The 25,346-nt window shown below is 60.5% G+C and carries 26 protein-coding genes and 1 pseudogene; 12 read left to right on the top strand and 15 right to left on the bottom strand.

Annotation, left to right across the window (positions count from 1 at the left end):
• Nucleotides 1–126 precede the first annotated feature (126 nt).
• The 3 genes and pseudogenes from P0D73_RS02590 to P0D73_RS02580 form a co-directional block, all read right to left on the bottom strand.
• Entirely contained in the window at nt 127–963 is an 837-nt protein-coding gene (locus tag P0D73_RS02590; RefSeq protein WP_408429496.1) for an enoyl-CoA hydratase/isomerase family protein, read from the bottom strand.
• Between the two features lie 55 nt (nt 964–1,018).
• Nucleotides 1,019–1,696 (bottom strand): annotated as a pseudogene (locus tag P0D73_RS02585) (type 1 glutamine amidotransferase domain-containing protein).
• A gap of 239 nt (nt 1,697–1,935) precedes the next feature.
• The gene (locus P0D73_RS02580) at nt 1,936–2,097 is read right to left on the bottom strand and encodes a hypothetical protein (protein ID WP_408429493.1); all 162 of its coding nucleotides are present in this window, start codon (nt 2,095–2,097) and stop codon (nt 1,936–1,938) included.
• A gap of 69 nt (nt 2,098–2,166) precedes the next feature.
• Here P0D73_RS02580 and P0D73_RS02575 point away from each other — a divergent pair, with 69 nt between their 5' ends.
• Complete coding sequence (locus P0D73_RS02575; protein ID WP_408429490.1) at nt 2,167–2,733, top strand: VOC family protein; 567 nt, start codon at nt 2,167–2,169, stop codon at nt 2,731–2,733.
• Nucleotides 2,734–2,859: 126 nt separating this feature from the next.
• Complete coding sequence (locus P0D73_RS02570) at nt 2,860–3,147, top strand: DUF1330 domain-containing protein (RefSeq protein ID WP_132378446.1); 288 nt, start codon at nt 2,860–2,862, stop codon at nt 3,145–3,147.
• A 37-nt stretch (nt 3,148–3,184) separates the two neighbouring features.
• Here P0D73_RS02570 and P0D73_RS02565 read toward each other — a convergent pair whose 3' ends face one another.
• The 5 genes from P0D73_RS02565 to P0D73_RS02545 form a co-directional block, all read right to left on the bottom strand.
• Nucleotides 3,185–3,619: a YciI family protein gene (locus P0D73_RS02565; protein WP_132378444.1), complete on the bottom strand. Its 435-nt coding sequence runs from the start codon at nt 3,617–3,619 to the stop codon at nt 3,185–3,187.
• Between the two features lie 145 nt (nt 3,620–3,764).
• Nucleotides 3,765–5,009 carry a citrate/2-methylcitrate synthase gene (locus P0D73_RS02560; RefSeq protein WP_408429487.1) on the bottom strand — a complete coding sequence of 415 codons (1,245 nt, stop codon included), beginning with the start codon at nt 5,007–5,009 and terminating at the stop codon, nt 3,765–3,767.
• A gap of 107 nt (nt 5,010–5,116) precedes the next feature.
• Nucleotides 5,117–5,506 carry a VOC family protein gene (locus P0D73_RS02555; RefSeq protein WP_408175359.1) on the bottom strand — a complete coding sequence of 130 codons (390 nt, stop codon included), beginning with the start codon at nt 5,504–5,506 and terminating at the stop codon, nt 5,117–5,119.
• A 26-nt stretch (nt 5,507–5,532) separates the two neighbouring features.
• The gene (locus P0D73_RS02550; protein ID WP_408311718.1) at nt 5,533–6,849 is read right to left on the bottom strand and encodes an MFS transporter; all 1,317 of its coding nucleotides are present in this window, start codon (nt 6,847–6,849) and stop codon (nt 5,533–5,535) included.
• Between the two features lie 55 nt (nt 6,850–6,904).
• A complete protein-coding gene (locus P0D73_RS02545) occupies nt 6,905–7,663 on the bottom strand; it encodes an SDR family oxidoreductase (RefSeq protein WP_408429484.1) in 759 nt (252 codons plus the stop codon).
• Nucleotides 7,664–7,988: 325 nt separating this feature from the next.
• Here P0D73_RS02545 and P0D73_RS02540 point away from each other — a divergent pair, with 325 nt between their 5' ends.
• Nucleotides 7,989–8,951, top strand: coding sequence for a 2-hydroxyacid dehydrogenase (locus P0D73_RS02540; RefSeq protein WP_408429481.1), 963 nt, complete (start codon nt 7,989–7,991; stop codon nt 8,949–8,951).
• Between the two features lie 114 nt (nt 8,952–9,065).
• Here P0D73_RS02540 and P0D73_RS02535 read toward each other — a convergent pair whose 3' ends face one another.
• A complete protein-coding gene (locus P0D73_RS02535) occupies nt 9,066–9,539 on the bottom strand; it encodes a PRC-barrel domain-containing protein (RefSeq protein WP_132378442.1) in 474 nt (157 codons plus the stop codon).
• A 201-nt stretch (nt 9,540–9,740) separates the two neighbouring features.
• Complete coding sequence (locus tag P0D73_RS02530) at nt 9,741–10,469, bottom strand: haloacid dehalogenase type II (RefSeq protein ID WP_408290413.1); 729 nt, start codon at nt 10,467–10,469, stop codon at nt 9,741–9,743.
• A 272-nt stretch (nt 10,470–10,741) separates the two neighbouring features.
• On the opposite strand from P0D73_RS02530, the gene P0D73_RS02525 reads away from it, so the two are divergent.
• On the top strand, nt 10,742–11,290 hold the full coding sequence (locus P0D73_RS02525) for a hypothetical protein (RefSeq protein WP_408429478.1): 549 nt from the start codon (nt 10,742–10,744) through the stop codon (nt 11,288–11,290).
• A 246-nt stretch (nt 11,291–11,536) separates the two neighbouring features.
• On the opposite strand, the gene P0D73_RS02520 is transcribed toward P0D73_RS02525, so the two are convergent.
• Nucleotides 11,537–11,863, bottom strand: coding sequence for an H-NS family nucleoid-associated regulatory protein (locus P0D73_RS02520; RefSeq protein WP_132378436.1), 327 nt, complete (start codon nt 11,861–11,863; stop codon nt 11,537–11,539).
• 664 nt (nt 11,864–12,527) lie between these two features.
• On the opposite strand from P0D73_RS02520, the gene P0D73_RS02515 reads away from it, so the two are divergent.
• Nucleotides 12,528–12,779 (top strand): hypothetical protein, encoded by a 252-nt coding sequence (locus P0D73_RS02515; protein ID WP_132378434.1) that lies wholly within the window; start codon nt 12,528–12,530, stop codon nt 12,777–12,779.
• Nucleotides 12,780–13,032: 253 nt separating this feature from the next.
• Here the strand turns inward: P0D73_RS02515 and P0D73_RS02510 are convergent, their stop codons facing one another.
• From P0D73_RS02510 to P0D73_RS02500, 3 genes are all read right to left on the bottom strand, one after another.
• Entirely contained in the window at nt 13,033–13,554 is a 522-nt protein-coding gene (locus P0D73_RS02510; protein WP_408290337.1) for a hypothetical protein, read from the bottom strand.
• Between the two features lie 155 nt (nt 13,555–13,709).
• Nucleotides 13,710–14,204, bottom strand: a complete 495-nt coding sequence (locus P0D73_RS02505; protein ID WP_132379438.1) for a phasin family protein — start codon at nt 14,202–14,204, stop codon at nt 13,710–13,712.
• A 359-nt stretch (nt 14,205–14,563) separates the two neighbouring features.
• On the bottom strand, nt 14,564–15,484 hold the full coding sequence (locus tag P0D73_RS02500; protein ID WP_408290339.1) for a LysR family transcriptional regulator: 921 nt from the start codon (nt 15,482–15,484) through the stop codon (nt 14,564–14,566).
• Between the two features lie 98 nt (nt 15,485–15,582).
• Between P0D73_RS02500 and P0D73_RS02495 the strand changes: the two genes are divergently transcribed.
• Nucleotides 15,583–16,605, top strand: coding sequence for an aldo/keto reductase (locus tag P0D73_RS02495; RefSeq protein WP_408429475.1), 1,023 nt, complete (start codon nt 15,583–15,585; stop codon nt 16,603–16,605).
• A 1-nt stretch (nt 16,606) separates the two neighbouring features.
• The gene (locus P0D73_RS02490) at nt 16,607–17,044 is read left to right on the top strand and encodes an SRPBCC family protein (RefSeq protein WP_408290343.1); all 438 of its coding nucleotides are present in this window, start codon (nt 16,607–16,609) and stop codon (nt 17,042–17,044) included.
• A 115-nt stretch (nt 17,045–17,159) separates the two neighbouring features.
• Here the strand turns inward: P0D73_RS02490 and P0D73_RS02485 are convergent, their stop codons facing one another.
• A complete protein-coding gene (locus P0D73_RS02485; protein ID WP_408175348.1) occupies nt 17,160–17,948 on the bottom strand; it encodes a GntR family transcriptional regulator in 789 nt (262 codons plus the stop codon).
• 56 nt (nt 17,949–18,004) lie between these two features.
• On the opposite strand from P0D73_RS02485, the gene P0D73_RS02480 reads away from it, so the two are divergent.
• The 5 genes from P0D73_RS02480 to bamA all read left to right on the top strand — a co-directional run bounded on the left by P0D73_RS02480 (nt 18,005) and on the right by bamA (nt 25,335).
• On the top strand, nt 18,005–18,736 hold the full coding sequence (locus P0D73_RS02480; RefSeq protein ID WP_408429471.1) for an enoyl-CoA hydratase/isomerase family protein: 732 nt from the start codon (nt 18,005–18,007) through the stop codon (nt 18,734–18,736).
• Between the two features lie 175 nt (nt 18,737–18,911).
• Nucleotides 18,912–20,312 carry an MFS transporter gene (locus P0D73_RS02475; protein ID WP_408429468.1) on the top strand — a complete coding sequence of 467 codons (1,401 nt, stop codon included), beginning with the start codon at nt 18,912–18,914 and terminating at the stop codon, nt 20,310–20,312.
• A 17-nt stretch (nt 20,313–20,329) separates the two neighbouring features.
• Nucleotides 20,330–21,841 (top strand): aldehyde dehydrogenase, encoded by a 1,512-nt coding sequence (locus P0D73_RS02470; RefSeq protein ID WP_408429465.1) that lies wholly within the window; start codon nt 20,330–20,332, stop codon nt 21,839–21,841.
• A 693-nt stretch (nt 21,842–22,534) separates the two neighbouring features.
• A complete protein-coding gene (locus tag P0D73_RS02465; protein WP_132378416.1) occupies nt 22,535–22,930 on the top strand; it encodes a hypothetical protein in 396 nt (131 codons plus the stop codon).
• 92 nt (nt 22,931–23,022) lie between these two features.
• A complete protein-coding gene (bamA, locus tag P0D73_RS02460) occupies nt 23,023–25,335 on the top strand; it encodes an outer membrane protein assembly factor BamA (protein WP_408290352.1) in 2,313 nt (770 codons plus the stop codon).
• Nucleotides 25,336–25,346 lie beyond the last annotated feature (11 nt).

The following is a 25,346-nucleotide window of genomic DNA, read 5'->3' as shown; positions in this document are numbered from 1 at the left end:
AAAAAACATTTATCGAAAAAGAAATTCATCCGAGCGAGCGACGCTGATGCCGCCGCCGCGATAGATTTCTCAGCTACCACGTGCGGGTTTTTTCCAAAGCAGCGAGAGAGCGTCTCGCGCGCCGGCTTAGTGCGCGCGCTGGCCGACGTAGTATCCGAGCCGATCTTCGACATCGCCCGGCTTGTGGAACCCGCGTGCGAGCAGCGCCTTGATGCTCTCCTGCGCGGCGGGGCGTCCGAGCGACGCCATGCAGGCGTCCCACCCGGCGCCGAGCTCCACGTCCGGCGGCAGAGAAGTGTTGACGAGGCGCTTGGTGTTGGCGATTGCCCAGTTGTCAAACCCGGCGATCCGGGTTGCCAGCGCATCCACGAATGCGTCGAGGTCGGCATCGGGCAGTGCCCGGTTCACATAGCCATAGGCTTCGGCCTGGTCGGCACGGAGGTCTTCAGAACTCAGGAGCACCTCCAGTGCGCGGTTACGGCCAATGAGCTGGGGCAGCCGGGCCATAGGGCCGCCGCCGGCGACCATCCCCACACCCACCTCCCATTGCGAGAGCAGCGTCTTTTCCCGACTGGCGAAACTCATGTCGCAGGCGAGCGTGATCTCGCTGCCGTTGCCCGTCGCCCGGCCGCGGATCAGGGCGATGGAGACGACGGGCGCGCGCGTCAGGCGCACGAGGAAGTCCGGCCACTGCGGTAAGCCTGTGGGACCGGGCGGCATGGCGGTCAGATCCTCGAGCCTGGCCTGGAAATCGGAGTGGTTCAGGAAGTAGCCGTCCACCGCGCTATCGAAGACCACGACCTTCACATGCTCGTCGGTTTCGAGCGCGTTGATGACTTCCTGAAACTGCTGGACCATTGGCGGCCCCATGACGTTGATCGGCGGGTTGTCGATCGTGACACGCCAATAGGCCGCGGATCGCCGGGCCACGCTAATCTGAACGGGGTTCGTGGTTGCGTTCATTGGGAACTCCTGTCGCCGACATATGCGCGGGCTTCGCGGCCCGCGCCGATTGGGACTAGGCCTGCAGAACCTTCAGCAGCTCCTTGGCAGTCGGGCCAGATGAGGCCGGGTTCCGGCCGGTGATCAGCCGTCCGTCGACAATGGTGAGCACGGCCCAGTTGGCCACCTTTTCAAAGTGGCCGCCCAGGCGCTTGAGTTCATCCTCGACGAGGAAGGGCATGACCTTGGTGAGGCCGACGGCTTCTTCCTCATCATTGGTAAAGCAGGTGACGCGCTTTCCCTTGACGAGAGGCTGTCCCTCATAGGTTGCCTTGAGCAGAACACACGGGCCATGACAGACGGCGGCGACCGGCTTGCCGGCGTTGTAGAAATCCTCGATCAAGGCGATCGAGTTTTTGTCATTGGTCAGATCCCACATCGGGCCATGACCACCGGCGTAGAAAATCGTATCGTAGTCGGCCGCTTTGACATCGGCGAGCTTGACGCTGTTGGCCAACACCTTCTGGGTCGCAGGATCTTTCTTGAAGCGGAGCATCGAATCGGTCTGATTGTCGGGGTCGTCGCTTCTGGGATCGATCGGTGGATGGCCACCCTAGGGTGAGGTCACGGTGACCTCTGCATCGGCATCCGTGAACGCATAGTAGGGCGCCGTGAATTCTTCGAGCCAGAAGCCGGTCGGCTTGCCGGTATCTCCAAGCACGTTGTGCGAAGTCAAAACCAACAGGATTTTCATTGCAGTCTCCGTTCATTGAGGCCAGTGTCTAAACGCGGCTTCGCCGCAGGGCATGCTTGAGATGAAAGTCGTTGCTCGGAGCAGATGTACGTGGTCCCCGCCTTGCGGGGAAATTGGCCCGCGCGGGCCTGGAAGATGGGGCCACCGGGCGCGATGAAGAGGACGCTGTCATAGCGGCCTCCCATTGCCGCCGCATGCGAGGAACGCTTGTATTCTGGTCCGGCGTCCGCGCCGCGCCATCACACGAAGGTATTGCCTGGACCATGCAATGGTATGCGCAGCGCTTCGCTGTTCGACCGGGCGGCGCCGTGGCGCAATGCCCGCGACGCTGCTGTTTTCACGCTGGCATCAATGCAAAAGATTGTGTCGTCACGTGCCGTGTTTTCACGTTGCGTTTTCACATATTGTGTTTCCACATACCCGAAGCCGTGAACGGGGAACCGGTACTCAACGCCTCTCAGGAGCCAGACATGAGCAACATTCCAATGCGGAGCGAACGCGCAGTGGGGACCCTGGACGCCGGCGCGTTCGACATGAAGCTCGAGATCGTCGTGATCCCTGTCTCGGACGTCGATCGCGCCAAGCGCTTCTATGGCGAGTTGGGTTGGCGGCTCGATCTCGACTTCAAGGCAGGGGACGACTACCGCGTGATCCAGTACACGCCGCCCGGCTCCGCATGCTCAGTCATGTTCGGCACGAACGTTACCGCCGCCGCGCCGGGCTCAGTCCAGGCGCTTCACCTCGTCGTCTTCGACATCGTGGCCGCGCGCAATGAACTGCTCCGTCGTGGCATCGAGATCAGCGAGCCATTCCATGACCCGGGCGGCGTGTTCCACCATGCTGACGGGAAAGGCGTGGTTAGCGGCCTGAATCCGCAACGGCAAAGTTATGCCTCGTACGCTTCGTTCAGCGATCCGGACGGCAACGGTTGGCTCTTGCAGGAGATTACCGTGCGCTTGTCCGCAGACATCGAAGTGGGCGACACCCGCTTCACCGATGAGGTCGTCAAGGCGATTCATGCTACGACAGTGGGATAGCGATCGCGGCGTTAGAATGGAGGATGCAAGAACGGTTCGACTATGCGCCGACGCTGCGTATCGAGGTCCAATACGCTTGCAAGGGATCATCGTGCGCATCTTCACATCACCTCAGGAGCGTACCTTATGGCGACTTATATCGTCTTCACGAAAGAAAGCACGCAGGATCAGAGTGAGCTCGACATCTATCAAAGCAAGGTGGGCGAGACCTTCAAGGGTCATCCCGTCAAGCTGCTCGCCGCATACGGACCTCAGCAGGTTCTTGAGGGCGACGCGCCAGAGGGCGTCGTAATCGCTGAATTTCCGTCGACTGCGGCCGCGCGTGCGTGGTACGACAGCCCGGCCTATCAGGAGGTCGTGCAGCACCGGTTCAAGGGCGCGCGTTATCGCGCCGTTCTCGTCGAAGGCGTGTGACGAAAGGCGGCAACGATCGGGCGCGCGGAGTGTTTCCTTATTTTTTGCCTTGATTGGATTCAATTTGCTGGCGCAGGCGCTCTTCGTTTTCCTGAAGCTCGGGCGTGAACGCCTCGCCAAAGTCCGCGGCCTCGAAGAACGGGCGAATTTCGATTTCCGACTCGCTTGGCATCGGGTTCGGGCAGCGGCGTACCCATTCGATCGCTTCGTCCATTGATTGCACCTGCCAGATCCAGTAGCCCGCGATCAGCTCCTTGGTTTCGGCAAACGGGCCGTCGACGACGGTCCGGTCCTTGCCGGAAAATCTCACGCGCACGCCCTTCGAGCTCGGTTTGAGTCCGTCGCCGCCGAGCATGATCCCGGCCTTGACCAGTTCTTCGTTATATCGGCCCATCGCCGCGATGAGTTCCGTGCTGGGCATTTGACCTGCTTCGGATTCGGCGGTCGCTTTGACCATGACCATGACGCGCATTTCGTTTCTCCTGTCCAAACGATGAGTCCCGGTTTATGTCGGAAGGCATTCGGTGCCTTCAACACTACGACGAACGCGTGCGCGCAAAATCGACAGATGGCGTCGAAAGTTTTCCGTTTCAGCGGAGATCGGGCTGTATGCCTCCTCAGCGCTCCACCACCTTGAACACCCGATTCTTGTCGAGCGTGGCTGGATCGAGCGTCTTCTCGCCGCCTTCCGCGGGCAGAGCGGGGCTGGCGTCTTCCAGTGCGCGCCCGGTATAGCGGCCGCGTGGCCGTATGACTTTGCCCACCCGGAGCTGCTCGATGCAATGCGCGAGCAAACCCACGCTTCGTGCCGTTGCGAACAGCGCGAACGACGCATCGCGTGGCAATTTCAGCTGCGCCGCCAAGGCGGCCAGCGCAATGTCGATATTCGGCTTGAAGCCGGTCAGCTCGACCACCTTGTTGATGAACGACGTGAGTTCTTGCGGCGGATTCAGCACCTCGAGCAACGCGGCGGCCCGCGCATCGCCGTCCGGATAGAGATGATGCCCGAACCCCGGAATGGGAGTGGCCGACTGCAAATGATGGACGACGACGTGCTCCGCACCCAGTCTTCCTACGTCGTCGAACACGGCCCTCACGCGTCCTGACGCATCGCCATGCAGCGGACCGGAGAGAGTCGCGAGCCCCGTGAGCAGGCATCCCGGCAGGGATGCGCCGGTGGAGGCGGTAATTCTGGCGGCAAACGCCGAACTCGTCGTCTCGTGGTCGGCCACGAGGACCATGGCGCGACGGATGAGTTCGGCGCCGTCGCGGTCCTGGCCCCAACCGAGGGCGAGCCGTTCATGCGTCGTTGGTGCATTCGCATCACAGCGCGCACCGAACGCTTGCGCGATGAGCGCCACGAGCCGGCCGGCCTCGACATGCAATGCGCTGTCGGTGCGTCCGAGAGTCGAGTGCCCGCAGGCCGCGAGTGCCGCCAGCGAAGTGAACGCGCATTGCCGGCCGCGCTCGCCGCCCTGCAGCGGCAGGCCGCCGGTTTCGAAGGAGACGGGCGCGCGCGCATTCCAGAGAATGGCCGCCACGTCTTCGAGCGTCGCCGTGTCCGAAAGCCGGATGCTATCCCGCCCCCGGTAATACGCTCGACCTTTTGAGAAGGTGGTGATGCCGCTGTAAATGCAAGGCTCGGCGCCGAATATGGTCCCGGCGGCGAGCGCCTCGCGTTTGCGTCCAACCTGTTTTTTGCGGCACAGGCCGGCCACGTCTTCCGCACGATAGAGGCTCTTGCGCGGGTCATGCGGGTCCGGCATGACCGCGATGTTGCCTCGACTGACGTACGCATAGATAGTCTGCGCTTGCACTCCGAGTTGTCGAGCCGCTTCAGTCAGAGTGATCCAGTTTCGCATGGGATGGCAGGCAAGGTGAGGCGGTGGAACGGGCAGCAGAGCCCTTGCGATGCGGATCGCGCCGTGCAGGCGAGCGCAACCGGTCGAGCGTCAATATTGACGTTTTTTCAGGTAAAAGTCATCTCGGCGGGGCGTCGCTCCAGGATCTCGACGAGAATGTCTCCCGGCGATCGCACGAAGCAGGCTCTGACGCCGGGGCGGACCTGCTTGATCGGCTCGACGATTTCCGCGTCGCAGCGCAACAGATGCTCGAACGCGGCATCGAGATCGTCCACGATCACGCCGAAATGATCGATGCCCTGTTTCCGCTCGCTGTGAGGGCGAGCGATCTGGGCGCTAGCCAGTGATGTGATGAAGAGGTTGATGCTGCCGATGCGCAAATCCACTCGCCCCGGGCGGCGCACGATTTCAGCGTTCAGGCAGCGCGCAAACCACGCGGCGGTGGCTTCGGCGTCGGCCGAGCACAGTTGCAGATGATCCCACTTGAATTCAATCATACGATTTCACCGGATAGTCAAAAGCGTCACAGTTCGATGCGGGAAAGCTTCCCCAGCAACACCGAGTAGGAGAGCGTGCCGAGCAGGCATATCGCGCCCATCAGGTTGAGGGCCCAATAGAAGTGGCCGGTGTGCTGGGTGATGTAGCCGATCATGAGCGGCGTGGTGACGGCCGCGATGTTGGCCGCCAGGCTGGTGATGCTGCTGGTCAGTCCCACGTACTGGCGAGGCGCGATTTCGGAAACGGCAGCCCACGACATCGAGCCGACACCCTGCGCGAAGAACGCGATAGTCAGGATGGCGATCACCAATTCGTTCGACTCGACGAAATTGACGAACACAATCGACGCGCCCAGCAAGGTGCCGATGATGAGCGGCGCCTTGCGCGCAGTGGACAGCGACACTCCGCGGCGGATGAAGAAGTCCGAGAGGAAGCCGGCCACGAGAATGCCGAGCGTCGCGCCGATAAAAGGAAGCGCCTGGAAGATCCCGACCTTGATCATCGACATGTGACGCGCTTCGATCAGATAGGTCATGAACCACGTGGTGAAGAAGACCAGCAGGGTGTTATTGCAGAACTTCCCGAGGCAAATGGCGAGAACTTGCCGATAGCTGAGCAGTTTGAGCGCCATGCGCCAATCGAACTTCTCGCGGGGCTTGCGCGCCGCCGTGGCGCCTTCATTGATGTATTTCAGTTCGGCCGCATTCACGCGCGAGTGTTGAAGCGGGTCGCGATAAACCCGGTACCAGAGAAGACTGAACAGAATGCCGAAGCCGCCCGTGACGTAAAAGACCGTACGCCAGCCGTACGCGGCGGAGATCCACAGCAACAAGCCGGTAAACAAGGGCGTCCCAATGTATTGCCCCATGACATAGACGCTGGTTGCGAAGCCACGCTCCCCGGCGGGAAACCACAACGTCACGGCGCGCGCGTTCGAAGGGAAAGCCGGCGCCTCCAGCGCGCCGATTGCGAGCCGCGATCCGAGCAGCATGTGATAGCCGGTCGCGAGGCCTTGCGTCAGCGTGGCGAATGACCAGCCGACGAGAGACAGGGCATAGGCAACGCGCGAGCCGAGAATGTCGGTCAGCACGCCGCCGGGCACGAGCGCAATGGAATAGGCCAGGCCGAATGCCGCAAACAGCTCTCCCATCTGCATCTTGTTGAGCGCCAGGCCCTTCGAGAGGCCCGGTGCAACGATGCCCAGGGCCGACCGGTCCACGTAATTGAGGATGGTCGCCACGAGCAACATCGAGAGCACGACGTACCGGACCCTGGAGCGTTTGGCGGTATCCGCATAAGCCGCATTTCGCGCCGGCAATGTTTGTTCCTCTACGACTTTCATCGGTGTCTCCCTAGCATTGGCCGGTTGTTCTTTTTATGTTTGGCGTAAGGCCGATCTATCCGCGGCCGACGAACGGCATGGCGGTCGCCATGATGGTCATGTTGAGAACATTGGCTTCGAGCGGAAGACTGGCCATATGCACGACCGCATTCGCGACGTGCGTCACATCCATTCTTGCTTCGGGCGCCATGCGTCCGTCCGCTTGCAGTACGCCGCGGTTCATGCGTTCCGTGAGCGGTGTGGCTGCGTTGCCAATATCGATCTGGCCGCAGGCGATGTTGAATGCACGTCCGTCCAGCGCGATCGATTTGGTGATGCCGGTCACGGCATGTTTTGTTGCCGTATAGGCGATGGTATTCGGCCTCGGCGAGTGAGCGGAGATCGATCCGTTGTTGATGATTCGTCTGCCTTGAGGAGACTGCGCTTTCATCAAGCGATAAGCGGCACGAGCGCACAGAAAGACGCCGGTCAGATTGGTGGCCACGACATCGTTCCAGAAATCGGTCTCGTAGTCTTCCAACGGGACGGCACCCGCGTTGCGGCCTGCGTTGTTGAAGAGCACGTCGAGCCGGCCGAATGCCTCGGCAAGGTGCGAAAACGCCTGCTCGACCGATGCTGCGTCGGCAACGTCGGCTTGGAATACCTGCGCTTCTCCGCCGGCAATGCCAATTGTCTCCTTCGTTTCCAGCAGCGGCTCGGCTCTGCGCCCGATCAGCGCGACGGCGAATCCCGCGTTGGCAAGCGCCACGGCGGCGGCGCGGCCGATGCCGGAGCCGGCGCCGGTCACGGCGGCAAATTTCTTCGATGCAGGCATTTCACTTCCTCTCGACAGTTCAGTTGAACACGGGAAGGAGATTTGCATTCGCGCCATGCGTCGAGCAATCTTGATTCACTGAATCAACATCTGGGCGCCTTGCCGATGGGGCGCGCACCAGGGTTTTCCTGATGCGCGCGTTGCCGACAGCGCGAGGGAACAGGCATGGAAGAAGCGAATCGCAACGCGCGAAATGCGCCGGGACGAATAAAGGGGGCAATCGTTTCCGAAGAGTTTTCCGATGAGTTGATTCATCCAATCAACATTGACGGTCCGGTCCGCGGTTTCGTAGTCTCTCGACGTCTGTCTACCCCAAGGAAAAACCATGCCGGAAAATAACCGCACCAGGCTGTTGATTGCGCGAAAGGTTCCCACAGCCGTGGCGAATCGTGCGGAGGCCGAATTCCATGCCTTCGTGACCGATTCCGATATGGACGCGTGGTCTGTCGTCGACTTTTGCAGGAAACACGAAACGCCGGCTGTGCTGATCGGAAAGAAGTCCGGTTTGCAAGCAGAGCACATTGCCGCGCTGCCTTCGACAGTCAAGATCATTGCGAACGCCAGCGCGGGCTTCGATCACATGGACGTGGCTGCCGCGCGCGAGAGGGGCATCATCGTCACGAACGCACCCGACGCGTTGACCGAATGCACGGCCGATTTTTCCATGCTGCTCGTGCTGGCGGCCTGCCGCCGCGCGTCGGAATACGAACGAATCATGCGCAACGGATGGGGCAAATCATTCGGGATGACCGAGATGCTGGGTGCGCGTGTGAATGGCAAGACGCTCGGCATCGTCGGCTTCGGGCGTATCGGACGCGCGGTCGCGAAGCGTGCGCAGGGTTTCGGCATGCGCGTGATCTATACGGACATCAATCGTGCGGCTGCGTCGCTGGAAAACGGCGCGACGTTTTACACCAGCCTCGAGGAAATGTTGCCGCACTGCCAGGTGCTGACGCTGCACGTGCCGGGTGGCGGCGTCCCGTTGATGACGAAAAAAGAGTTTGGGCTTCTGCCCACCGGCGCGGTTTTTGTCAACGCGGCCCGTGGCGGACTGGTGGACGAAGACGCGCTCTACGAAGCGCTGACTTCGGGGCATCTGTTCGGTGCAGGGTTGGACGTGTACCGGAACGAGCCCAATATCGACAGGCGGTTCGCGGGACTCGACAACGTGTTCCTGACGCCCCATATGGCCAGCGCCACGATCGAGACCCGTGACCAGATGGGTTTCACGGCACTCGACAATGTCGCCGCTGTGCTGGATGAGCGGCCTGCGTTGAATCCGGTCTGACGTCGATGCTTATTCGATGCGCTTACGCGCACCGCAGTGAGACGCGGTGGCGTAAGCGCCAGCTAGAGCGACAGATTAGCCGTCTGCCTGGCACGGCTTACCCGTTGGTGTTGTTCAGTGCTCGCTCGGTCTGATGGCAGGATCGTTTTCCACCACTTCATGGGTCGCGGCCCAGTACGGCTGGCGATTGTAGTAGCTGTACGTCGACTCTCCCCACTTCGCGTCTGCCATCGACGGCCAGTGGTCCTTGTCGAAACCCGGCTCGTCCTTCAGGCGCTGTGCGGAGATGTCGACGACGAAGCACTTCTCGTCCGTATCGAGAGTCAATGCACTCCACGGGATGGCATGTAGGTTAGAGCCCATTCCGAGGAAGCCGCCCTCGGAAAGTACTGCGTAGGCAATGCGTCCGTTCCTGACGTCGAGCATGATGTCTGAAATTTTTCCAACGTGTTCGCCATCAGAGGACATGACCTTGTTCCCGTCGAGCGTCGCTGCGGCCATGATGTCCGGCCCCGGACCCTCGCCCATACCACTGCCGACGATGTCGGCGCCGCGCCGGGTGTCACCTTGCGGGTTGATTGAGCCCATGATTCACCTCCTTCAAAAAAAGGTACTCCAGATGCGCGCAAGCGGTGTTCCCGAGCCGTCGGCCGCAGAATGACCCCAACCTGTCCCTCAAGGCGCGAGCGCAATGGTCGCGCGGCTCGGTTATCAATATTGGCGACGAGCTTCAGGACCGGAGTTTTGGATGCGAAGAGGAGGACGATGCCATCGCGGGCATCCGAAGTGCTACGTGGGGCAGCCGAGCTTCGTAGCCAGGTCGTTCATATCCGCTGCTACGAAGTCCCAGGTCTGTTCGGCATGCAGGTCGCTCCGTTGGCCGGGACCGTGTTCGACTGGCCGCACGACGAAGGCCGTCTTCAAGCCACACTGACGTGCCGCCGCCAGGTCGCCGTTATGAGCTGCAACCATGCAAACTTCCGCAGGCTTCAAACCAAGGATTTCGACGGTGTCGACGTAGACCTGTGGCGACGGCTTGTACGCCCGAACGACTTCAGCTCCGAGAATGGCGTCCCACGGAAGCGCGGCCCGTTTCGCCATATCCATCATCAGCCTGATGTTTCCGTTCGAGAGCGGGGCGATCATGAAGCGGCGCTTGAGTCTCAGCAACCCTTCGACGGAATCAGGCCACGGGTCGAGGCGATGCCAGGCGTGATTCAGTTCATCGAGTTCTTCGGTGGAAATTGAACGGACGTCGACGCCATAGTCGGTCATGACTTTGACCAGGTTTTCCCTGTGCAATACGTCAAGCCGGACGAACTGCCGCCGCCCGCTCCGTATCTCCTCCATTGCGGGCGCGTATTGGCGTCGCCACGCGTCCGCAAACTCAAATGCGTCAATCGGCACGGCATGGCGGCTGAGAAACTGACCGGCATCGCGAGCGACACCACTTCTCCAATCGACAACCGTCCCGAAGACGTCGAATAGGAGAGCCTTGATTTCCGAGCTATTCGGCATGTCGTGGACCTTTCGAGCGTTGAGGTGAAACAAGTCTAACCGGATAGACGCGCTCATGAATCGAGGAGCGAGCATCGTTCGCCCAGCGTGGCTCCCGTCCGCCGCGACTACTGGTGAATCGCCGACCCTTCGCGACGGGGCCCACCGCCCCGGATCCGATGCGTGGTCTCCTTGAACCCTGAGGCGCAGAGGCATCCCGTATTCTGGAGTAAGCTGACTGTATTAAAGGCGTGACGCAGCGTGCTGCGTCGCGTCAGACCTTGGAGCACGTCATGAAAACGCTGGATGCAACGTCGCGCGCGGGCGGCGCCGTTGCGTTGGCGGTCCTGTCCGCAGCCTTGTCCGGTTGCTACTATTACGTGCCCTATGGCTACGTTCCGTACGGCACTGTGCCGGCGCCGGCCGACCAGCAGCAATATCCGTTCTCGGTGGCCGACGCAGCGGCAACTGGCGCGGTTACGTCGGATGCGATTGCATCGACGAATACCTATGCCGCACCAGCCGTGCCCGTCTTCGTCGCGCCTGCGTATTACCCGGTCGCGTACCCGTACCCGTACCCGTATCCGTATCCGTATCCGTATCCGTACTACGGCTCGCCCGCGTGGTGGGGACCATCGGTGTCACTGAGCTTCGGCTATTGGGGCGGTTGCTGTTATGGAGGCGGCCGATATGGCTACTGGGGCCACCACGGCTACTGGGGGCACGGATATCGAGGCGGTTGGGGCGGTCATGGCAGCTGGGGTGGCCACGGATACCACGGGCAAGGTATGGGCGGCGGCCGCTACTGGGGCGGTGGCGGAGGCCACGGACATTCGCATTGAACGCCAGGAGCGACGCATCCGTGTTCGACAGGTCTGCGACAGCTTGAACCAGTGGCTGAACTGGACGCACGTCGCCGGCGCCCGACGGCGGCCGACTAAAGGCAGAACTGTCCAACTGAACGATCGTCTGCTTTGACGAAGCGGCATGAGCTAATACGCATGGTAAGCTGACTCGGCCGCGACAGCCCTTTGACTACGAGGTCACGTGATCGAACAGCGCGCGTGGTACAGCAACTAGATATCAGCTTACGACGGCCGAACTGTGGCCAGCCTCGTGCCGGCGAACGGGTCCCGACTCCAGTCGATGGCAGGACGTAAACGGCTAGCCGAAGTCGACGTTTTTTCAACGGCAAAGTGCGCCAATGACTGCCCAGCACTCGTGGCTTGCTTCAACCACTGCGGCATCTCGCCTTTGCCATCCCAGGTGTCGCCGAAAGCGCTACGGTATCGTGCCGACTTTTGCCGCGCCCTGTCTTCGGCAATTGCCGCCGCGAGGTCACCCACCTTGATACCAACCTTCGTCATCTTGCGACGCAGGTATGCAATCATGCTTTGGCGTTTTTGCTCATCCATGTCGGTTTCCCCTTCGATGTTCCAGCCTCGCATCGGTCTCGTGTCGTCTTGCCTCGCCGACGCGCCCCGCTACCAGACAATTCGGATGTGGCAAGTATCCCGTCGAGGAAATCTGGCGTCGATGTGCGATTTCTGAAAACACTGTTGCAGGCAGAGTGGCAAAACTTTCGCGACCCTTGATGACGGGCATCGGTCTTATTCTGCGCAACCGCAGTGCTGACATGTCGCGTGCGTCTGGCATCCTAACGACTGCAAGCAGGGATTGCCGCTGAAGCGCTTGCCGCTCTCCAACGAAGCGGTCTCCTTTCTTAATCCGCCACGAAAAGCCGTTTCCGCGTTGTGCGCGGGCATCGGTTTAAACATTCGCTTTCGTTTCGACTTTCTGCGCCCTATAACTTATTTGCAGGGGCGACTATTAGGTGTCGATGGGTCCATGAAATCCATTGACGTTGCCTGTTCGCACGCCTTCTTGCGCCCACAGACCTTCGCTCGGCGCACTGCGCTTCGTATCCTTTTCCCGATTACCCGAAACTTTTGCATCGGGCGATTGGCCCGCGGATTCGAAGATAGCTTCGCATCCGCACATCCTGTATGGATTTAAACCGCGGGACACGCGAATAACGAATCAATGGATGGAAAACTTAAACTGGATTAAGGAGCCAACATGAAATTACGATTGATGGTTGCTTCTGCTTTCGGGTTGCTTGCCATGGTCGGTTTTGCGCATGCGCAAAACACACCCGATGCGGCACAACCTGCACCACAGCAGAACGTCGCGACTCAGACTGATTCTTCGCCCGGTGCGGGGATGGAGGCCTATGGCGGCACGCCTGATACCAGAGTCCAAAGCGGTGCGAAACATGCCAGGCCGTGCAGGGTGGACCCCCAATGCAACGTCTTTTTCGGGGGCAGCTAAAAACTAACTGACGGCGCGCGAGTCACCACCTGACGGTACTGTTTGCTCGCGTCGGGAAAGGGACCGGCGGCCTTGGTCGGGCTGGCCGGGTCCCCTTCATCCTTCAAGGAACGGGCGTGTCCTGGTAGGCGAGATCTTTCTTTGGATGGACGAAGCGTCGGCAGGCTTCAGGAGCGAGCCGAATGGACTTTGCAACCCGAGTTTGTATGCTCGGGAATCTTGATCTGAAAGTATTGGCCACGAACTGGCCGCGTCACGACGTCGATCTCGGTTCGGGCCAGGGCCAACCTCTCTTCTCGTTGGGCACCTCTGCTTCCGCGGCCGGCACGGCCATAACCGGAGCCTCGACCGAACCCACCGCATTGGCGGCATCGTGCGACGGTTCAGCCAGAGCATCTTTATTACTATTCGAAAGTCCGGTGCCGAACCACTTTACTTTCTTCTGGACGTAGCCGATATACGCGTTCCAGCCGTCGGGGTTGCCGTCAAAAAGGTTCTGCTGAACGGTTGACGCCAATGCGTCACGGTTCAGTTCTGCCTCGAGCAATTCCGTTGGCCACGGGAAAAACGAGCGGGCGGCGCGTGTGCTGAATTCGGCCACCGTCATTTTCGGCGCCAAGGCCGTAAGGAACGCGAAGTCCCGCAATGAAGCATGTTTCTGCACAAGATGCGCCACCGACGCGTCCGGTTCATTCGTGCCGGACAAACAGTTCAAAGCGGCGAGAATGTCGCCCAGGTGAAGCAGCAGTTCTCGTCGATCAAATCGGTCGTCCATTGCAGTGTGTCGGTTCATTTCGTCCTTGCTTGAAGTGCTTTGTCTCGGCGCGACGTCTTGGTTCGACGCTTCTCAATACATCCGGTTCCAGAAGAAGAAATGCGAACCGAAGTTCGCATTTGTAGACGCAAAAAGTCTCAGAGAGACGAGCAGTCTTACTGAACGGCAGACACCGTCGACACGAACTGCTTGGCTGCCTTGTTGGCCGATTCATAGGTCGCGTTCGCTGCCGAGAGAACCGAGTTCCACGCGGCAACGGCGGATTCGCTTCCTGCCGGCGCGTTCTTCTGGAGGCTCTCGACGAAACCTTGTGCGTCTCGTTGGACCTGTTGGCCATGCGCTGTCGCGGCGGCGGAGATTTCGCTCTGAACGCCGGACACGATTTCATGAACCTGGCGGCCGTATGCGACCACCTTTTCCGCCACCGGCTGCGAGAGGCTTGCTTGCAGTGCGAACAGCGCACCCGGATTGCCGGCCGAGAGGGCTTTGGCGACGATTTCCTGATTTTCGGCGAGCGTCGCTTTGCCAACTTGCAAATTCAACGCGACCAGCTTTTCGAAGCCTTCAAATGCCTTGTTCGTCAGGCCAAAAAGGGTTTCCAGGCTGGACTGCTGGGCGGCAACCAATTGTTGGGGAATAAGAGTGCTCATCACTGCTCCGTAAGGGTAAGGCGGCAAGAGTGCGAGGGGCTCTGAGTGAAAACAAAACCGCGCGCCGAAAGTGTCAAGGCAAATTGCTGCGCTGCAACAAAACCCATTGTACGGGGGAATGCCGGGAAGTCAATCAGTTTCGTCGCGCGATTCTGCGACGTGACTCTTTTGCGTATCCACCCTGCCGCACGCCGGTTCTGCTATCGGGCAGAAAACGTTTCGACAGATGAATGCGGATTGTCGCGGGGCGCCTCTTGCCGGGGTTCGCCGCGACCGCGTAGCGTGCGTGAAAGGCGGTTGTGGATTGCTTGTAGCTGTCTGGCCGCGCTCCCGTGTCAACGTTGCAGAGACAGGAAGCGCTATCGCCCGGAATCCTGTTCACTCAGCGCTCTCACGTTCGTGACCAGAGTCATTCTGAAAATCTCGACGAGCGGGCGCAAATTTATCCTGTGCCATGCCGCCCATAACGGAGTGCGATAGGTGAACCAGGGCACTTCTCGTAACACGACGCCCGCGGGGGCCTGATGACGAAGGCTCCGTTGAATCATCGCGGCCCCGAGACCGGCCGCCACCAGCCCTAATGCCGTCAAAGGCTCCGTTGCCTCCATCGAGATAGCCGGCGTAAATCCGGCGCGCGCGCAGGCCGCGACAAAGGTGTCGTGGTTGAGCACGTTCTCCTTATGCAGCACGGCAATCCAGTCGAGCTTCCCAAGTGCGGCAGGAGTGAGCTTCGGCGTTGTGGCCAGCGGATGCGAATCGGGTACCGCAAGCAGCATCGGGTCGCTCAGGAGTTGCGCGCAGTCGAGTTCCGGGTCGTCCTTGAGCGGCGGCTCGCAGACCAGCGCGACATCGAGACTGCGTTGGCGCAGCCCCTCCAACTGCTCGGATGACGGCAGGTTGTAGAGCGCGATATGCACTGCAGGCCGGTCTTTTCGCAAGGTGCGAAGGGCGTCGGACAACACACCCGAATGCATCGCGTTTTCCAGATAGCCGATGCACAGCCCTCCCTCATCACCGCGGCCCAATCGACGCGCAAGCGACTCCAGGCGGTTCGCATGCGTCAGCAGCGCACGTGTCTCCTGAAGAAACGTGCGGCCGTCGGATGTGAGCCGAATGCGCTGCTGGCTACGCTCGAAGAGCGTCAGGCCAAGGCGTTCCTCCAACTGAGCGATTTGACGGCTAAGCGGCGACTGCGAGATGTGCAGCCGCTCGGCCGCTCGGCCGACGTGTTCCTCCTCGGCGACCGCGACGAAATATTGAAGTTGACGGATATCCAGCACTTAAGACCTCATAGGACGCAAGATTGTCCAATTATGTCTTGGACGGACTCGCCGCCGCAACCTAAACTGGCTTCACTTTCATGAACAAGAGGTCCGAGATGAGCATCAGAGAGAAGCTGCAAGGCGTGCTGGGCTTCGGCACAGCTCCGTTAGGCAACATGTATCGCAACATCCCCGAGGCGCAAGCACAGGCGACCGTCGACGCGGCATGGGAACAGGGCGTGCGCTACTTCGACACGGCGCCGTTTTATGGCGCGGGGCTCGCCGAAATCCGTCTGGGCGCAGCTCTGCAGAAGCACAATCGTGACGACTATGTGCTGAGCACGAAGGTGGGGCGGCTTGTTCTCGATGAAATCGAAGAGCCCGCTGCGCGCGACCTCGGCGAGAAAGGAGGGCTTTTCGAGTTCGGCCGTCCGAACAAACTCGTCAACGACTATACGGCGGACGCTACGCTCCGTTCGATAGAAGATAGCCTCAAGCGCCTGAACACCGACCGTCTCGACATTGTCTGGATACACGATATTGCCCAGGATTTTTACGGCGACGAATGGCTCGCGCAGTTTGAAACCGCACGCAAGGGTGCGTTCCGCGTACTGAGCCGTCTGCGCGAAGAAGGTGTCATCAAGGCGTGGGGGCTGGGTGTGAACCGCGTGGAGCCGTGTGAACTGACGCTCGACCTCACTGAAGCGCAGCCCGACGGCTTCCTGCTCGCCGGCCGGTACACGCTGCTTGACCATGAACGCGCGCTGCAGCGCCTGATGCCGGCAGCCGCTCAAAAGAATGTGGATATTGTCGTCGGCGGCCCGTACAGCTCTGGGGTGCTCGCCGGCGGCACGCACTTCGAATACCAGAAGGCATCGCCGGAAATTCTCGCGAAGGTCGAGCGCATCAGGACCCTCGCGCAACGCCATCAAGTGAGCATCAAGGCTGCGGCACTGCAGTTTTCGCTGGCCAATCCTGCCGTCGCCGCGGTCATTCCTGGCGCCAGCAAGCCTGAGCGCATCGCCGAGGACTTTGCTGCCTTGTCGGAGAAAATCCCTGCCGCTTTCTGGCAGGAGATGCGCGAGCAGCAGCTCGTCGCCGCCGACGCTCCGTTGCCATCCACACGTACAGGAGCTTGACATGGCACATACGTCGGCATCGCTCGAAGTACCGGCAACCGCCGCCCGCGTTTGGCAACTGATTGGCGGCTTCAACTCCCTGCCTGACTGGCTGCCGTTCATCCCTGGCAGCGAGTTGAGTGAAGGCGGGCGGGTTCGGCACCTGAAGACCGCTGACGGGCAGGTGATCATTGAACGCCTCGAAGCGTTCGACGAGAAGGCGCGCTCGTACAGCTATTCGATTGTGGAAGCACCGTTTCCGGCAAGCGACTACCTGGCCACTATCAGCGTGAAGGAAGTCGCGGGTAGCGCTTCATCACTGGTGACATGGTCCGGAAGTTTTTCGCCGGTTGGCGTCAGTGATGAAGAGGTCGCCCAGCTTTTTCACGGCATCTACGAGGACGGGTTGATGGCGTTGAAGGAATCGCTTGAGTCAGGCGACAAAGAACGCCTACGGTAACCACGACAGCTTTTAGATGGCCTCTGCTCGCACGCCGTTTGAGTCGCATTGATGGTTGTGTGGGCTTGCGCGCAAGCCCACACAGATTCCCCACTGGCCAAAAGGCGCGGTCAGATCAATTCTTGTCCGAAGAGTCACCAGCGTCGTTCAACACATCCAGGGCTGCGCGACAAGCGCCGTCAAGCTGTTCGCGCATCAGGTCCTGCACGTTCGGCAGTTGATTCACGATCGCGTCGCGAATTCTGACTGTCTGACTGAAAGACGCCTGCATACGGCCGCCGCGCGCCATGGCGATGCGCCGCAATCGGCGCACCGGACCAATCAGTCCAGCGTGGCTTTCCTGCAAGGTGCGGTTGTCGGCGATCGTCATGACAATCGCGTAGAAGCGGTCTAGCGCATCGACATAACCGGCGGGATCGTCGGCATCGACGCTCATTCGCATCGCTTCGATCACGTCGTCAAGTTGCGCGGTGCCAAGCGCGGTGATGCGCTCCGACGCGAGTTGCACCGCGAGACATTCGAGCGCTGCGCGCACGGTGTAAATCTCCTCGACATCGCGCAGCGTGACCGCGCGCACATACGCGCCAACGCGCGGCAGCACCGTCACCAATCCCTCACGTTCGAGCTGCGCGAATGCCTCACGCATTGGCGTGCGGCTCACGTTCAACTGTTTCGCGACCTGCACTTCGGAGAGGCGGCTGCCCGGTGCCAGCACGCCCTCGACAATCGCCTCGCGCAACGCCGGCACGACTACGCCTTCGCTCAACGAATCGCTCGACGCATCGACCGTGCGCATCCGCGAGTGGTATTTGCTCGCAATTTTGTCGAGCGAATGCGCGCTTTTTGCATGCTTTGAAACGGCGGCCGCAGCGGTCGTCTTGACCGCGGTTTTGTTGGAAGGCATTGACACCTCGTCATTCAGTGAATACGCTGTATACAGATTATACAACAGGAGATGCCATGGATCGCGGTCCACTATTGCAGCCCGTTTTGATCGAGCGCGCCGGCGACGTATTGAGCTTCACGCTGAATCGTCCGGACGCGGGTAACGAGATATCCGGTCCGATGTTCGACGCGATGACGGCCGCGTTGCGCAGCGAAGCCGCCACTCCGAGCGCCCGCGTGCTGCGCATAAGCGCGAATGGTGACTGCTTCTGCACGGGGCGCGAGCGCGCAGGCCGCGACGCCGTATCGATCCGCGCGGAAGTCTCGCGGCTGATCGAGTTGAAGCGCCTCGTGCGTGCCACGTCGATGATCTCGATTGCGCAGGTACAGGGCGACGCGCTCGGCTTCGGCTTCGGTCTTGCGATCCTGTGCGATTTCACGCTGGTTTCGTCGCGCGCTTCGCTGGCGTTTCCCGAGATGCGCAAAGGGCTGCCGCCGGCCGCGATCATGGCCTATGTGGGCCGCTACGCATTGCCGAAAGCGCTGTTTCCGATGGTGCTGTTCGGCGATCCGTTGACGCCCGCCATCGCTTTGGAGGCCGGCTTGATCACGCGTGTCTGCGAACCCGATGCATTGCGCGCCGACGCCGACGCGTTGGCCGAACGCATTCTTGCACTCGACGACGCCGGCGCGCGTCAATGCAAGATGTTCTTTCAGGCAGCCGAGGAAAGTCCGATCGAACAGAACTTCCGCGGCGCGACCGACATGCTGACCGTCACCAGCCTGCGTCTGATGCAGGACCGCTGAGGGCAGCCTAGTAGTCACACGTCGGCGCGCGCGAAGTCATCGCGGTACGGCTCGCGATCCAGGGCTCGCCGGCAGCAAGCATCTTGCATGAAACCCGAGTAAGGCATGGAAACCGGAGTAAGCGCGAAAGCGCAACGCCGGTCGACACGCCAACTCGGGTCGACAGGAGGCAGACATGAATGTCAACGCAGGGCCGAGGCTGGATCGTTTGCCGATGTCAGCATTCCATCGGCGCATCATGTGGCTGATCGGCATCGGCATGTTCTTCGATGGCTTCGACATCTACGTCGCGTCGACCGTGCTCGGTGCGACGCTGAAGACCGGCTTCTCGACACTCGGGCAGAACGCGCTATTCGTGTCGATGACCTTTCTCGGCATGATGCTGGGTTCGCTCGGCACCGGTTTTCTCGGCGACCGCTTCGGCCGCCGCTTCACCTATCAGGCCAATCTCGCGGTGTTCGGGCTCGCCTCGCTCGGTGCGGCGCTTGCGCCGAGCATGAGTGTGCTGATCGCGTGCCGCTTCGTGATGGGTCTCGGGCTCGGCGCGGAAAACGTGGTCGGCTACTCGACGCTGGCCGAATTCGTGCCGCCGCAAAAGCGCGGCAAGCTGCAAGGGCTGATGGCCGTCTTCGTCGTGTCAGGGCTGCCTGTCGCGGGCTTGATTGGCTTGCTGCTGATTCCGGCGTTCGGATGGCGGGCGATGTTTGTGCTAGGTGGCTTCGGCGCGCTGGGTGTGTGGTACATGCGCAAGTCGCTGCCGGAATCGCCGCGCTGGCTCGATTCGGTTGGCCGGCACGAGGAAGCTGACGCGATCCTGAAACGCATCGAAGCCGAAGTTGTCGCGACGCGTGCAGGCGAGCCATTGCCGCCCGCCGTCATCGCCAAGCCATCGGCAGCGCCGGCCGTGGCGCTTTCATTCGGCTCACTGTTCAGCGGCACCATGCTGCAACGGATGATCGTCGGCTGCGTGACGCTCGTTGTCGTCAACACGCTGCTGTACGGCTTCGTGACATGGCTGCCGACGTTCTTCGTGCGTCAGGGCTTCAGCATCGCGAGGTCGTTCAGCTTTGCGCTCGTGATGTCGCTTGGCGCGCCGATCGGCTCGGCCATCGGTGCGCTCACAGCGGACGCGTGGGGCCGCAAGCCGACCATCATCGGTGCGTCGCTCGTCGCAATCGTGTTCGGCGTGATCTATCCGTTCGTCAGTCATCCGCTGCTGTTGCCCGTCGTCGGCCTCCTGCTGACGATTCCAATCTACGTGCTGGTCGCGCTGCTGTTCGCCATCTATGTGCCGGAGCTCTTTCCGACGGAAGTGCGTCTGCGCGCGTCAGGTATCTGTAACACGCTCGGGCGCGGTGCGACGATCGTTACACCGTTTATCGTCGTCGCATTGTTCGCGCAGCACGGCATTGTTGGTGTGCTGGCGCTGATGGTCGGGCTGCTCGCGATCCAGATCGTGGTAGTCGCGTGGCTTGGCGTCGAGCCAACCGGCCGGCGTCTCGAAGACCTTCAACCAACCGACACCCCTGGTAGCGAAGCGATGCGTACCGACCCCCACGCTTCGCCGCTCAAGTAATCACGGAGAATCCCTCTATGGATACAGTCAACTCACAATATCTGGACGCACAGCTTTTCATCGACGGTGAATGGACGGACGCCGAGCACGGCCACACGCTCGACATCGTCGACCCGGCGACGGGCGAAGTGATCGGCGCGCTGGCGGCGGCATCCGAACAGGATGTGGACCGCGCGGTGCGCGCGGGTCATCGCGCGTTCGAAGGCGGGGCATGGCGTGACCTGTCGATCCAGCAGCGCGCTCGAGTGCTGAACCGCTTCGCCGATCTTTTCGAAGCGGACCTCGAAGAGTTCTACAAGCTCGAAACGCTGAACAACGGTCGACCGATCTCGGAAACGCGAGCACAGATTTCACGTTTGCCGCAGTTTTACCGCTATTTCGCAGCGCTCGCGCTGACCCGGCGCAGCGACGTGATTCCAGTAGAGGGTCCTTACCTGTGCTACACGCAGCGCGTGCCGCTCGGTGTCGTCGCGCTGATGACGTCATTCAATCATCCGTTGATGATCCTGTCGAAAAGTCTCGCGCCGGCGCTCGCTACGGGCAACAGCGTCGTGATCAAGGCATCGGAACAGACGCCGCTCACCACGGTGCGGCTCGTGCGTCTGCTGAATGAAGCAGGCGTGCCGAAGGGCGTCATCAATGTCGTCAACGGCGAAGGACGTGAGGCGGGCGCTGCGTTGGCGAAACATCCGCTGGTCCGCAAGATCGTGTTCACGGGCGGCACAGATGTAGGGCGTTCCATCGGCGAAGCCGCTGCCCGCAACTTCGCGTTGACGACACTCGAACTCGGCGGCAAGGGCGCGGTGATGCTGTTCGACGACTTCGACATGGAACGCGCGGTGAATGGCGCGGCATTTGCCGCGTTCATCGGTGCAGGGCAGACCTGCGTATGCGGCGCGCGCATTCTCGTGCAGAAGTCGATTTATGCGCAGTTTCTCGAACGTTTCAATACGAAGGTGGCGGGGATTCGCGTCGGCGATCCGGCCGATGTGAAGACGCAGCTAGGTCCAGTCATCTCCGCTCGCTCGCGCCAGCGTATTCTCGCGATGCTCGAACGCGCGAAGGCCGCGGGCGCCAAAGTGCTGACCGGCGGTGGTGTGCCAGCCGGCTTGGAGGAGGGCTTCTTCATCGAGCCGACCGTACTGTACGACGTCGATCCGAAATCGGAAATCGGTCAGGACGAAGTGTTCGGCCCTGTGACCGTAGTCATGCCGTTCGACGACGAAGCGGACGCGATCCGCATCGCGAACGACACACAGTTCGGACTCGCCGCATCAGTTTGGACACAGGATGTCGCGCGTGCGCACCGCGTCGCGAGCAAGCTCGAATTCGGCATGGTGTGGGTCAACGATCACCACCGGCTCGACCCGGCTTCACCGTGGGGCGGTTTCAAGAACAGCGGCGTCGGGCGCGAGACGGGTATCGAATCGTTCGACCAGTTCACCGAGCCACGCGCGGTAACGGTCAATACGAGCGGCAGGACTGTCGACTGGTATGCGGACGACGGTGAGTTGAAGCGCCTGAACTGAGCATGTGTCCCTGCGGATCATAGCGTCGGTATTCCGCCGCACGTAGGGCACGTAGACGCAACTACCGGAAATCGTCGCTGGGGTTACGCGGGGCGAATGTGCCGCGCGTCCATCCGCACGGGACGATTTCTCCAAAATCGATTCTCTCGAGCAATCAGCGCCGCGAACGCAGCGACGCAATTCAGAAACCACCGTCATATTTTGTAGCGCCGAGCGTCCTCATAGCCTGGCGCGCCACTGCCTCGATGCATTCGCCGCAATGACGCTTGCACGAGAAGATGGAATAAGTTGCAGTGTCTGGCCGTTAAATCCAAATATCCCCATCAGGTGCGGGCGTCCACGAGCACGCGAGCGAGGCGCCTCTGGCGGCGCCGCAGCGCGCTGCCGCCGGCGCAGTTCCCAGTTCCGGTAGAAATCGCGGTGCCAGGGCGGCAGCCGCCCTTTTCCGTTCTCCCTGCAACTTGCTGAACGAGACCTGACCATAAGCAGACAGGTACGTCCCACGCAAATAAGTATCACGTGACGGGAAGAGGGTTCAAACCCCGCATTTCGAGCGCTCATCGCGAAGTGAGGTCTCAGATGGAAACAGCTTTCGAAGTTTACTGGTCTGGAAGAAATAGTTAGTAATCCGTATGTAACGTCATACGAGTGAAATCGTACTACGCTCGACATCTGTCTCAAAGGAGTGCCTCCATGTCATCACCGCTCGCGTTCGCGATCAATTCGGTCCGTGATTTCGAACTGACGGAAGACGGTCAATATCTGACGCTGAAATGTAACGGGTCTGATCGCATCGACTTGCACTGTTCAGTCATGCACGAGCTGCTTGCGGCGCTTTCAAATGCCATCGGCTCGTCGGAGCGTATCCGCCACAAGAAGAAAAACGTGAAGTTCGCGATGCCTTGCGAAGCATGGGCACTAGGCAAGGATGCGGGCGGTGCACCTTATCTGATCTTTACGTTCCGCTTGCCTGGAGGAGCGGAATTGTCCTTTCAGTTGCATCGCTCCCAGGCAGCGCACTTGACGGAAGTCCTTGCGCTAGCCACCGGGTTCGCGAGGCCAGACGTCTCCGGCTTCAGGCTGCAGTAAGGCACGAGTCCTCTCTCATCCGCACATAGCGGGTTATCTATTCGTCAAAAGGAGGTTGCGGTGCGAGCCGACTTTTTACTCTCGTGTCCTGTATGAATGCAAAGATTCTATTGTCCCGCTGTACCAAGGTATTGGCCCTCGTTGGCCTGGGTGTGACGGCCATATCCGCGAACGCAGCAGACTCGTTTGTGGTTCGCGATATCCGGCTCGAAGGACTGCAACGCATCGAACCCGGTACTGTATTCTCGTATCTGCCGATCAAGCAAGGCGACACCTTTAGCGACGACAAGGCTTCGGAAGCAATCCGCGCGCTGTACGCGACGGGCTTCTTCAACGACGTAAAGATCACCACCGAAGGTGATGCCGTGATCGTGCAGTTGGTCGAGCGTCCCGCGATCGGCACGATCGATTTTGCGGGTATTCACGAGTTCGATAAGGACAATCTGATCAAGGCGCTGAATTCCGTCGGGCTGTCATTGGGTAGCTATTACGACAAGGCACTCGTCGACAAATCCGAACAGGAACTGAAGCGCCAGTACCTGACCCGTGGCTATTACGCGGCTGAAGTCACGACGACGGTCACGCCGATCGACCGCAACCGTGTGGGAATACTGTTCTCGGTTGTCGAAGGTCCGAGCGCGAAGATCCGCGAGATCAACTTCATTGGCAACAAGGTGTTCAGCGAAAGCACGCTGCACGACGAAATGCAGCTGTCCACGCCGAACTGGTTCTCGTGGTATACGAAGAACGATCTGTACTCGAAAGACAAGCTCACCGGCGACCTCGAAAACGTTCGCTCGTATTACCTGAATCGCGGCTATCTGGAGTTCAACATTGAGTCGACCCAGGTGTCGCTCACGCCCGATAAAAAGAACATGTATTTGACGGTCACGCTGCACGAAGGCGAACCGTACACGATCAAAAGCATCAAGCTTGCGGGAAATCTGCTCGACCGCGAGGCGGAACTGAGCAAGCTTGTCAAGATCAAACCGGGCGAGCGCTTCTCGGCTGAAAAGCTGCAAGCCGCCACCAAGGCGGTCGTCAACAAGCTCGGCGAATACGGTTATGCATTCGCCAGCGTCAACGCGCAGCCGCAGATCGATCAGGAACACCATACGGTCGACCTGACGCTGCAAGTAGACCCGAGCCGCCGTGTGTACGTGCGTCGCATCAACGTGGTCGGCAACACGCGTACCCGTGACGAAGTAGTGCGCCGCGAAATGCGGCAGCTCGAAAGCTCGTGGTTCGATTCGAACCGTCTCGCCTTGTCGAAAGACCGGATCAACCGTCTCGGCTACTTCACGGATGTCGACGTAACCACGGTGCCGGTGGAGGGAACGCCGGACCAGGTCGACGTGGACGTCAAGGTGACCGAGAAGCCGACCGGCGCGATCACGTTGGGCCTGGGTTATGGCTCGGGCGAAGGGCCGATCATTTCAGCGGGTGTTTCGCAGGACAACGTGTTCGGCTCAGGGACGAGCCTTGCGCTCAACGTCAACACGTCGTCGACGTTCCGTACGCTGACCGTCAGCCAGGTTGACCCGTACTTCACGGTCGACGGCATCAAGCGCATCACTGACGTCTATTACCGCACCAGCGAGCCGCTCACATTCTCGAGCACGACCGATTCGAGTTTTCGGATTATCACGCTAGGTGCCGATCTGAAGTTCGGTGTTCCATTCTCGGAAGCCGACATGGTGTATTTCGGTTTGGGTGTCGAACAAAACCGGCTCGACGTCGACTCCACCACGCCGCAGAGCTATATCGACTACGTGAAAGACTTCGGCCGTGTGTCGAACAACGTGCCCGTCACGATCGGCTGGTCGCGAGACGCCCGTGACAGCGCGCTCGTGCCGAGCCGCGGCTATTACGCGCAGGCGAATGCCGAGTACGGCACACCGATCGGCGGCACGCAGTACTACAAGACGGACGTGCAGGCGCAGTACTACTACTCGTTCTCACGCGGCTTTGTCCTCGGACTGAACTTCCAGGGTGGCTACGGCAATGGCATCGGCAACCCGTATCCGATCTTCAAGAACTATTACGCGGGCGGTATCGGTTCGGTGCGGGGTTATGAAACGAGTTCATTGGGTCCGCGCGACGCGACGACGGGCGACCCTATCGGCGGTTCGAAGATGATCGTCGGCAACGTCGAAGTGACGTTCCCGTTGCCGGGCACTGGATACGACCGGACGCTGCGCGTGTTCACGTTCCTTGACGGCGGCAACGTATGGGGTTCCGAAGGCAACAGCATCGGCGCCAACGGCTTGCGCTACGGCTACGGCGTTGGCCTTGCATGGATCTCGCCGATCGGACCGCTGAAGCTCAGCCTCGGCTTCCCAGTCGTCAAACACACCGGCGATCAATACCAGAAGTTCCAGTTCCAGATCGGGACGTCGTTCTAGCAGCGTCACCT

The sequence above is a fragment of the Paraburkholderia sp. RL18-101-BIB-B genome (assembly GCF_046026985.1).
Lineage (GTDB): Bacteria > Pseudomonadota > Gammaproteobacteria > Burkholderiales > Burkholderiaceae > Paraburkholderia.
Note: the sequence above shows the minus strand (reverse complement) of the source record. Positions and strands in the feature narration are given on the sequence as shown.

Excerpts from the sequence above, each read along its gene's own strand:
- P0D73_RS02590 (WP_408429496.1), bottom strand. The coding sequence starts at position 963 with ATGAACGCAACCACGAACCCCGTTCAGATTAGCGTGGCCCGGCGATCC.
- P0D73_RS02575 (WP_408429490.1), top strand. The coding sequence starts at position 2,167 with ATGAGCAACATTCCAATGCGGAGCGAACGCGCAGTGGGGACCCTGGAC.
- P0D73_RS02570 (WP_132378446.1), top strand. The coding sequence starts at position 2,860 with ATGGCGACTTATATCGTCTTCACGAAAGAAAGCACGCAGGATCAGAGT.
- P0D73_RS02565 (WP_132378444.1), bottom strand. The coding sequence starts at position 3,619 with ATGCGCGTCATGGTCATGGTCAAAGCGACCGCCGAATCCGAAGCAGGT.
- P0D73_RS02560 (WP_408429487.1), bottom strand. The coding sequence starts at position 5,009 with ATGCGAAACTGGATCACTCTGACTGAAGCGGCTCGACAACTCGGAGTG.
- P0D73_RS02555 (WP_408175359.1), bottom strand. The coding sequence starts at position 5,506 with ATGATTGAATTCAAGTGGGATCATCTGCAACTGTGCTCGGCCGACGCC.
- P0D73_RS02550 (WP_408311718.1), bottom strand. The coding sequence starts at position 6,849 with ATGAAAGTCGTAGAGGAACAAACATTGCCGGCGCGAAATGCGGCTTAT.
- P0D73_RS02545 (WP_408429484.1), bottom strand. The coding sequence starts at position 7,663 with ATGCCTGCATCGAAGAAATTTGCCGCCGTGACCGGCGCCGGCTCCGGC.
- P0D73_RS02540 (WP_408429481.1), top strand. The coding sequence starts at position 7,989 with ATGCCGGAAAATAACCGCACCAGGCTGTTGATTGCGCGAAAGGTTCCC.
- P0D73_RS02535 (WP_132378442.1), bottom strand. The coding sequence starts at position 9,539 with ATGGGCTCAATCAACCCGCAAGGTGACACCCGGCGCGGCGCCGACATC.
- P0D73_RS02530 (WP_408290413.1), bottom strand. The coding sequence starts at position 10,469 with ATGCCGAATAGCTCGGAAATCAAGGCTCTCCTATTCGACGTCTTCGGG.
- P0D73_RS02525 (WP_408429478.1), top strand. The coding sequence starts at position 10,742 with ATGAAAACGCTGGATGCAACGTCGCGCGCGGGCGGCGCCGTTGCGTTG.
- P0D73_RS02520 (WP_132378436.1), bottom strand. The coding sequence starts at position 11,863 with ATGGATGAGCAAAAACGCCAAAGCATGATTGCATACCTGCGTCGCAAG.
- P0D73_RS02515 (WP_132378434.1), top strand. The coding sequence starts at position 12,528 with ATGAAATTACGATTGATGGTTGCTTCTGCTTTCGGGTTGCTTGCCATG.
- P0D73_RS02510 (WP_408290337.1), bottom strand. The coding sequence starts at position 13,554 with ATGGACGACCGATTTGATCGACGAGAACTGCTGCTTCACCTGGGCGAC.
- P0D73_RS02505 (WP_132379438.1), bottom strand. The coding sequence starts at position 14,204 with ATGAGCACTCTTATTCCCCAACAATTGGTTGCCGCCCAGCAGTCCAGC.
- P0D73_RS02495 (WP_408429475.1), top strand. The coding sequence starts at position 15,583 with ATGAGCATCAGAGAGAAGCTGCAAGGCGTGCTGGGCTTCGGCACAGCT.
- P0D73_RS02490 (WP_408290343.1), top strand. The coding sequence starts at position 16,607 with ATGGCACATACGTCGGCATCGCTCGAAGTACCGGCAACCGCCGCCCGC.
- P0D73_RS02485 (WP_408175348.1), bottom strand. The coding sequence starts at position 17,948 with ATGCCTTCCAACAAAACCGCGGTCAAGACGACCGCTGCGGCCGCCGTT.
- P0D73_RS02480 (WP_408429471.1), top strand. The coding sequence starts at position 18,005 with ATGGATCGCGGTCCACTATTGCAGCCCGTTTTGATCGAGCGCGCCGGC.
- P0D73_RS02475 (WP_408429468.1), top strand. The coding sequence starts at position 18,912 with ATGAATGTCAACGCAGGGCCGAGGCTGGATCGTTTGCCGATGTCAGCA.
- P0D73_RS02470 (WP_408429465.1), top strand. The coding sequence starts at position 20,330 with ATGGATACAGTCAACTCACAATATCTGGACGCACAGCTTTTCATCGAC.
- P0D73_RS02465 (WP_132378416.1), top strand. The coding sequence starts at position 22,535 with ATGTCATCACCGCTCGCGTTCGCGATCAATTCGGTCCGTGATTTCGAA.
- bamA (WP_408290352.1), top strand. The coding sequence starts at position 23,023 with ATGAATGCAAAGATTCTATTGTCCCGCTGTACCAAGGTATTGGCCCTC.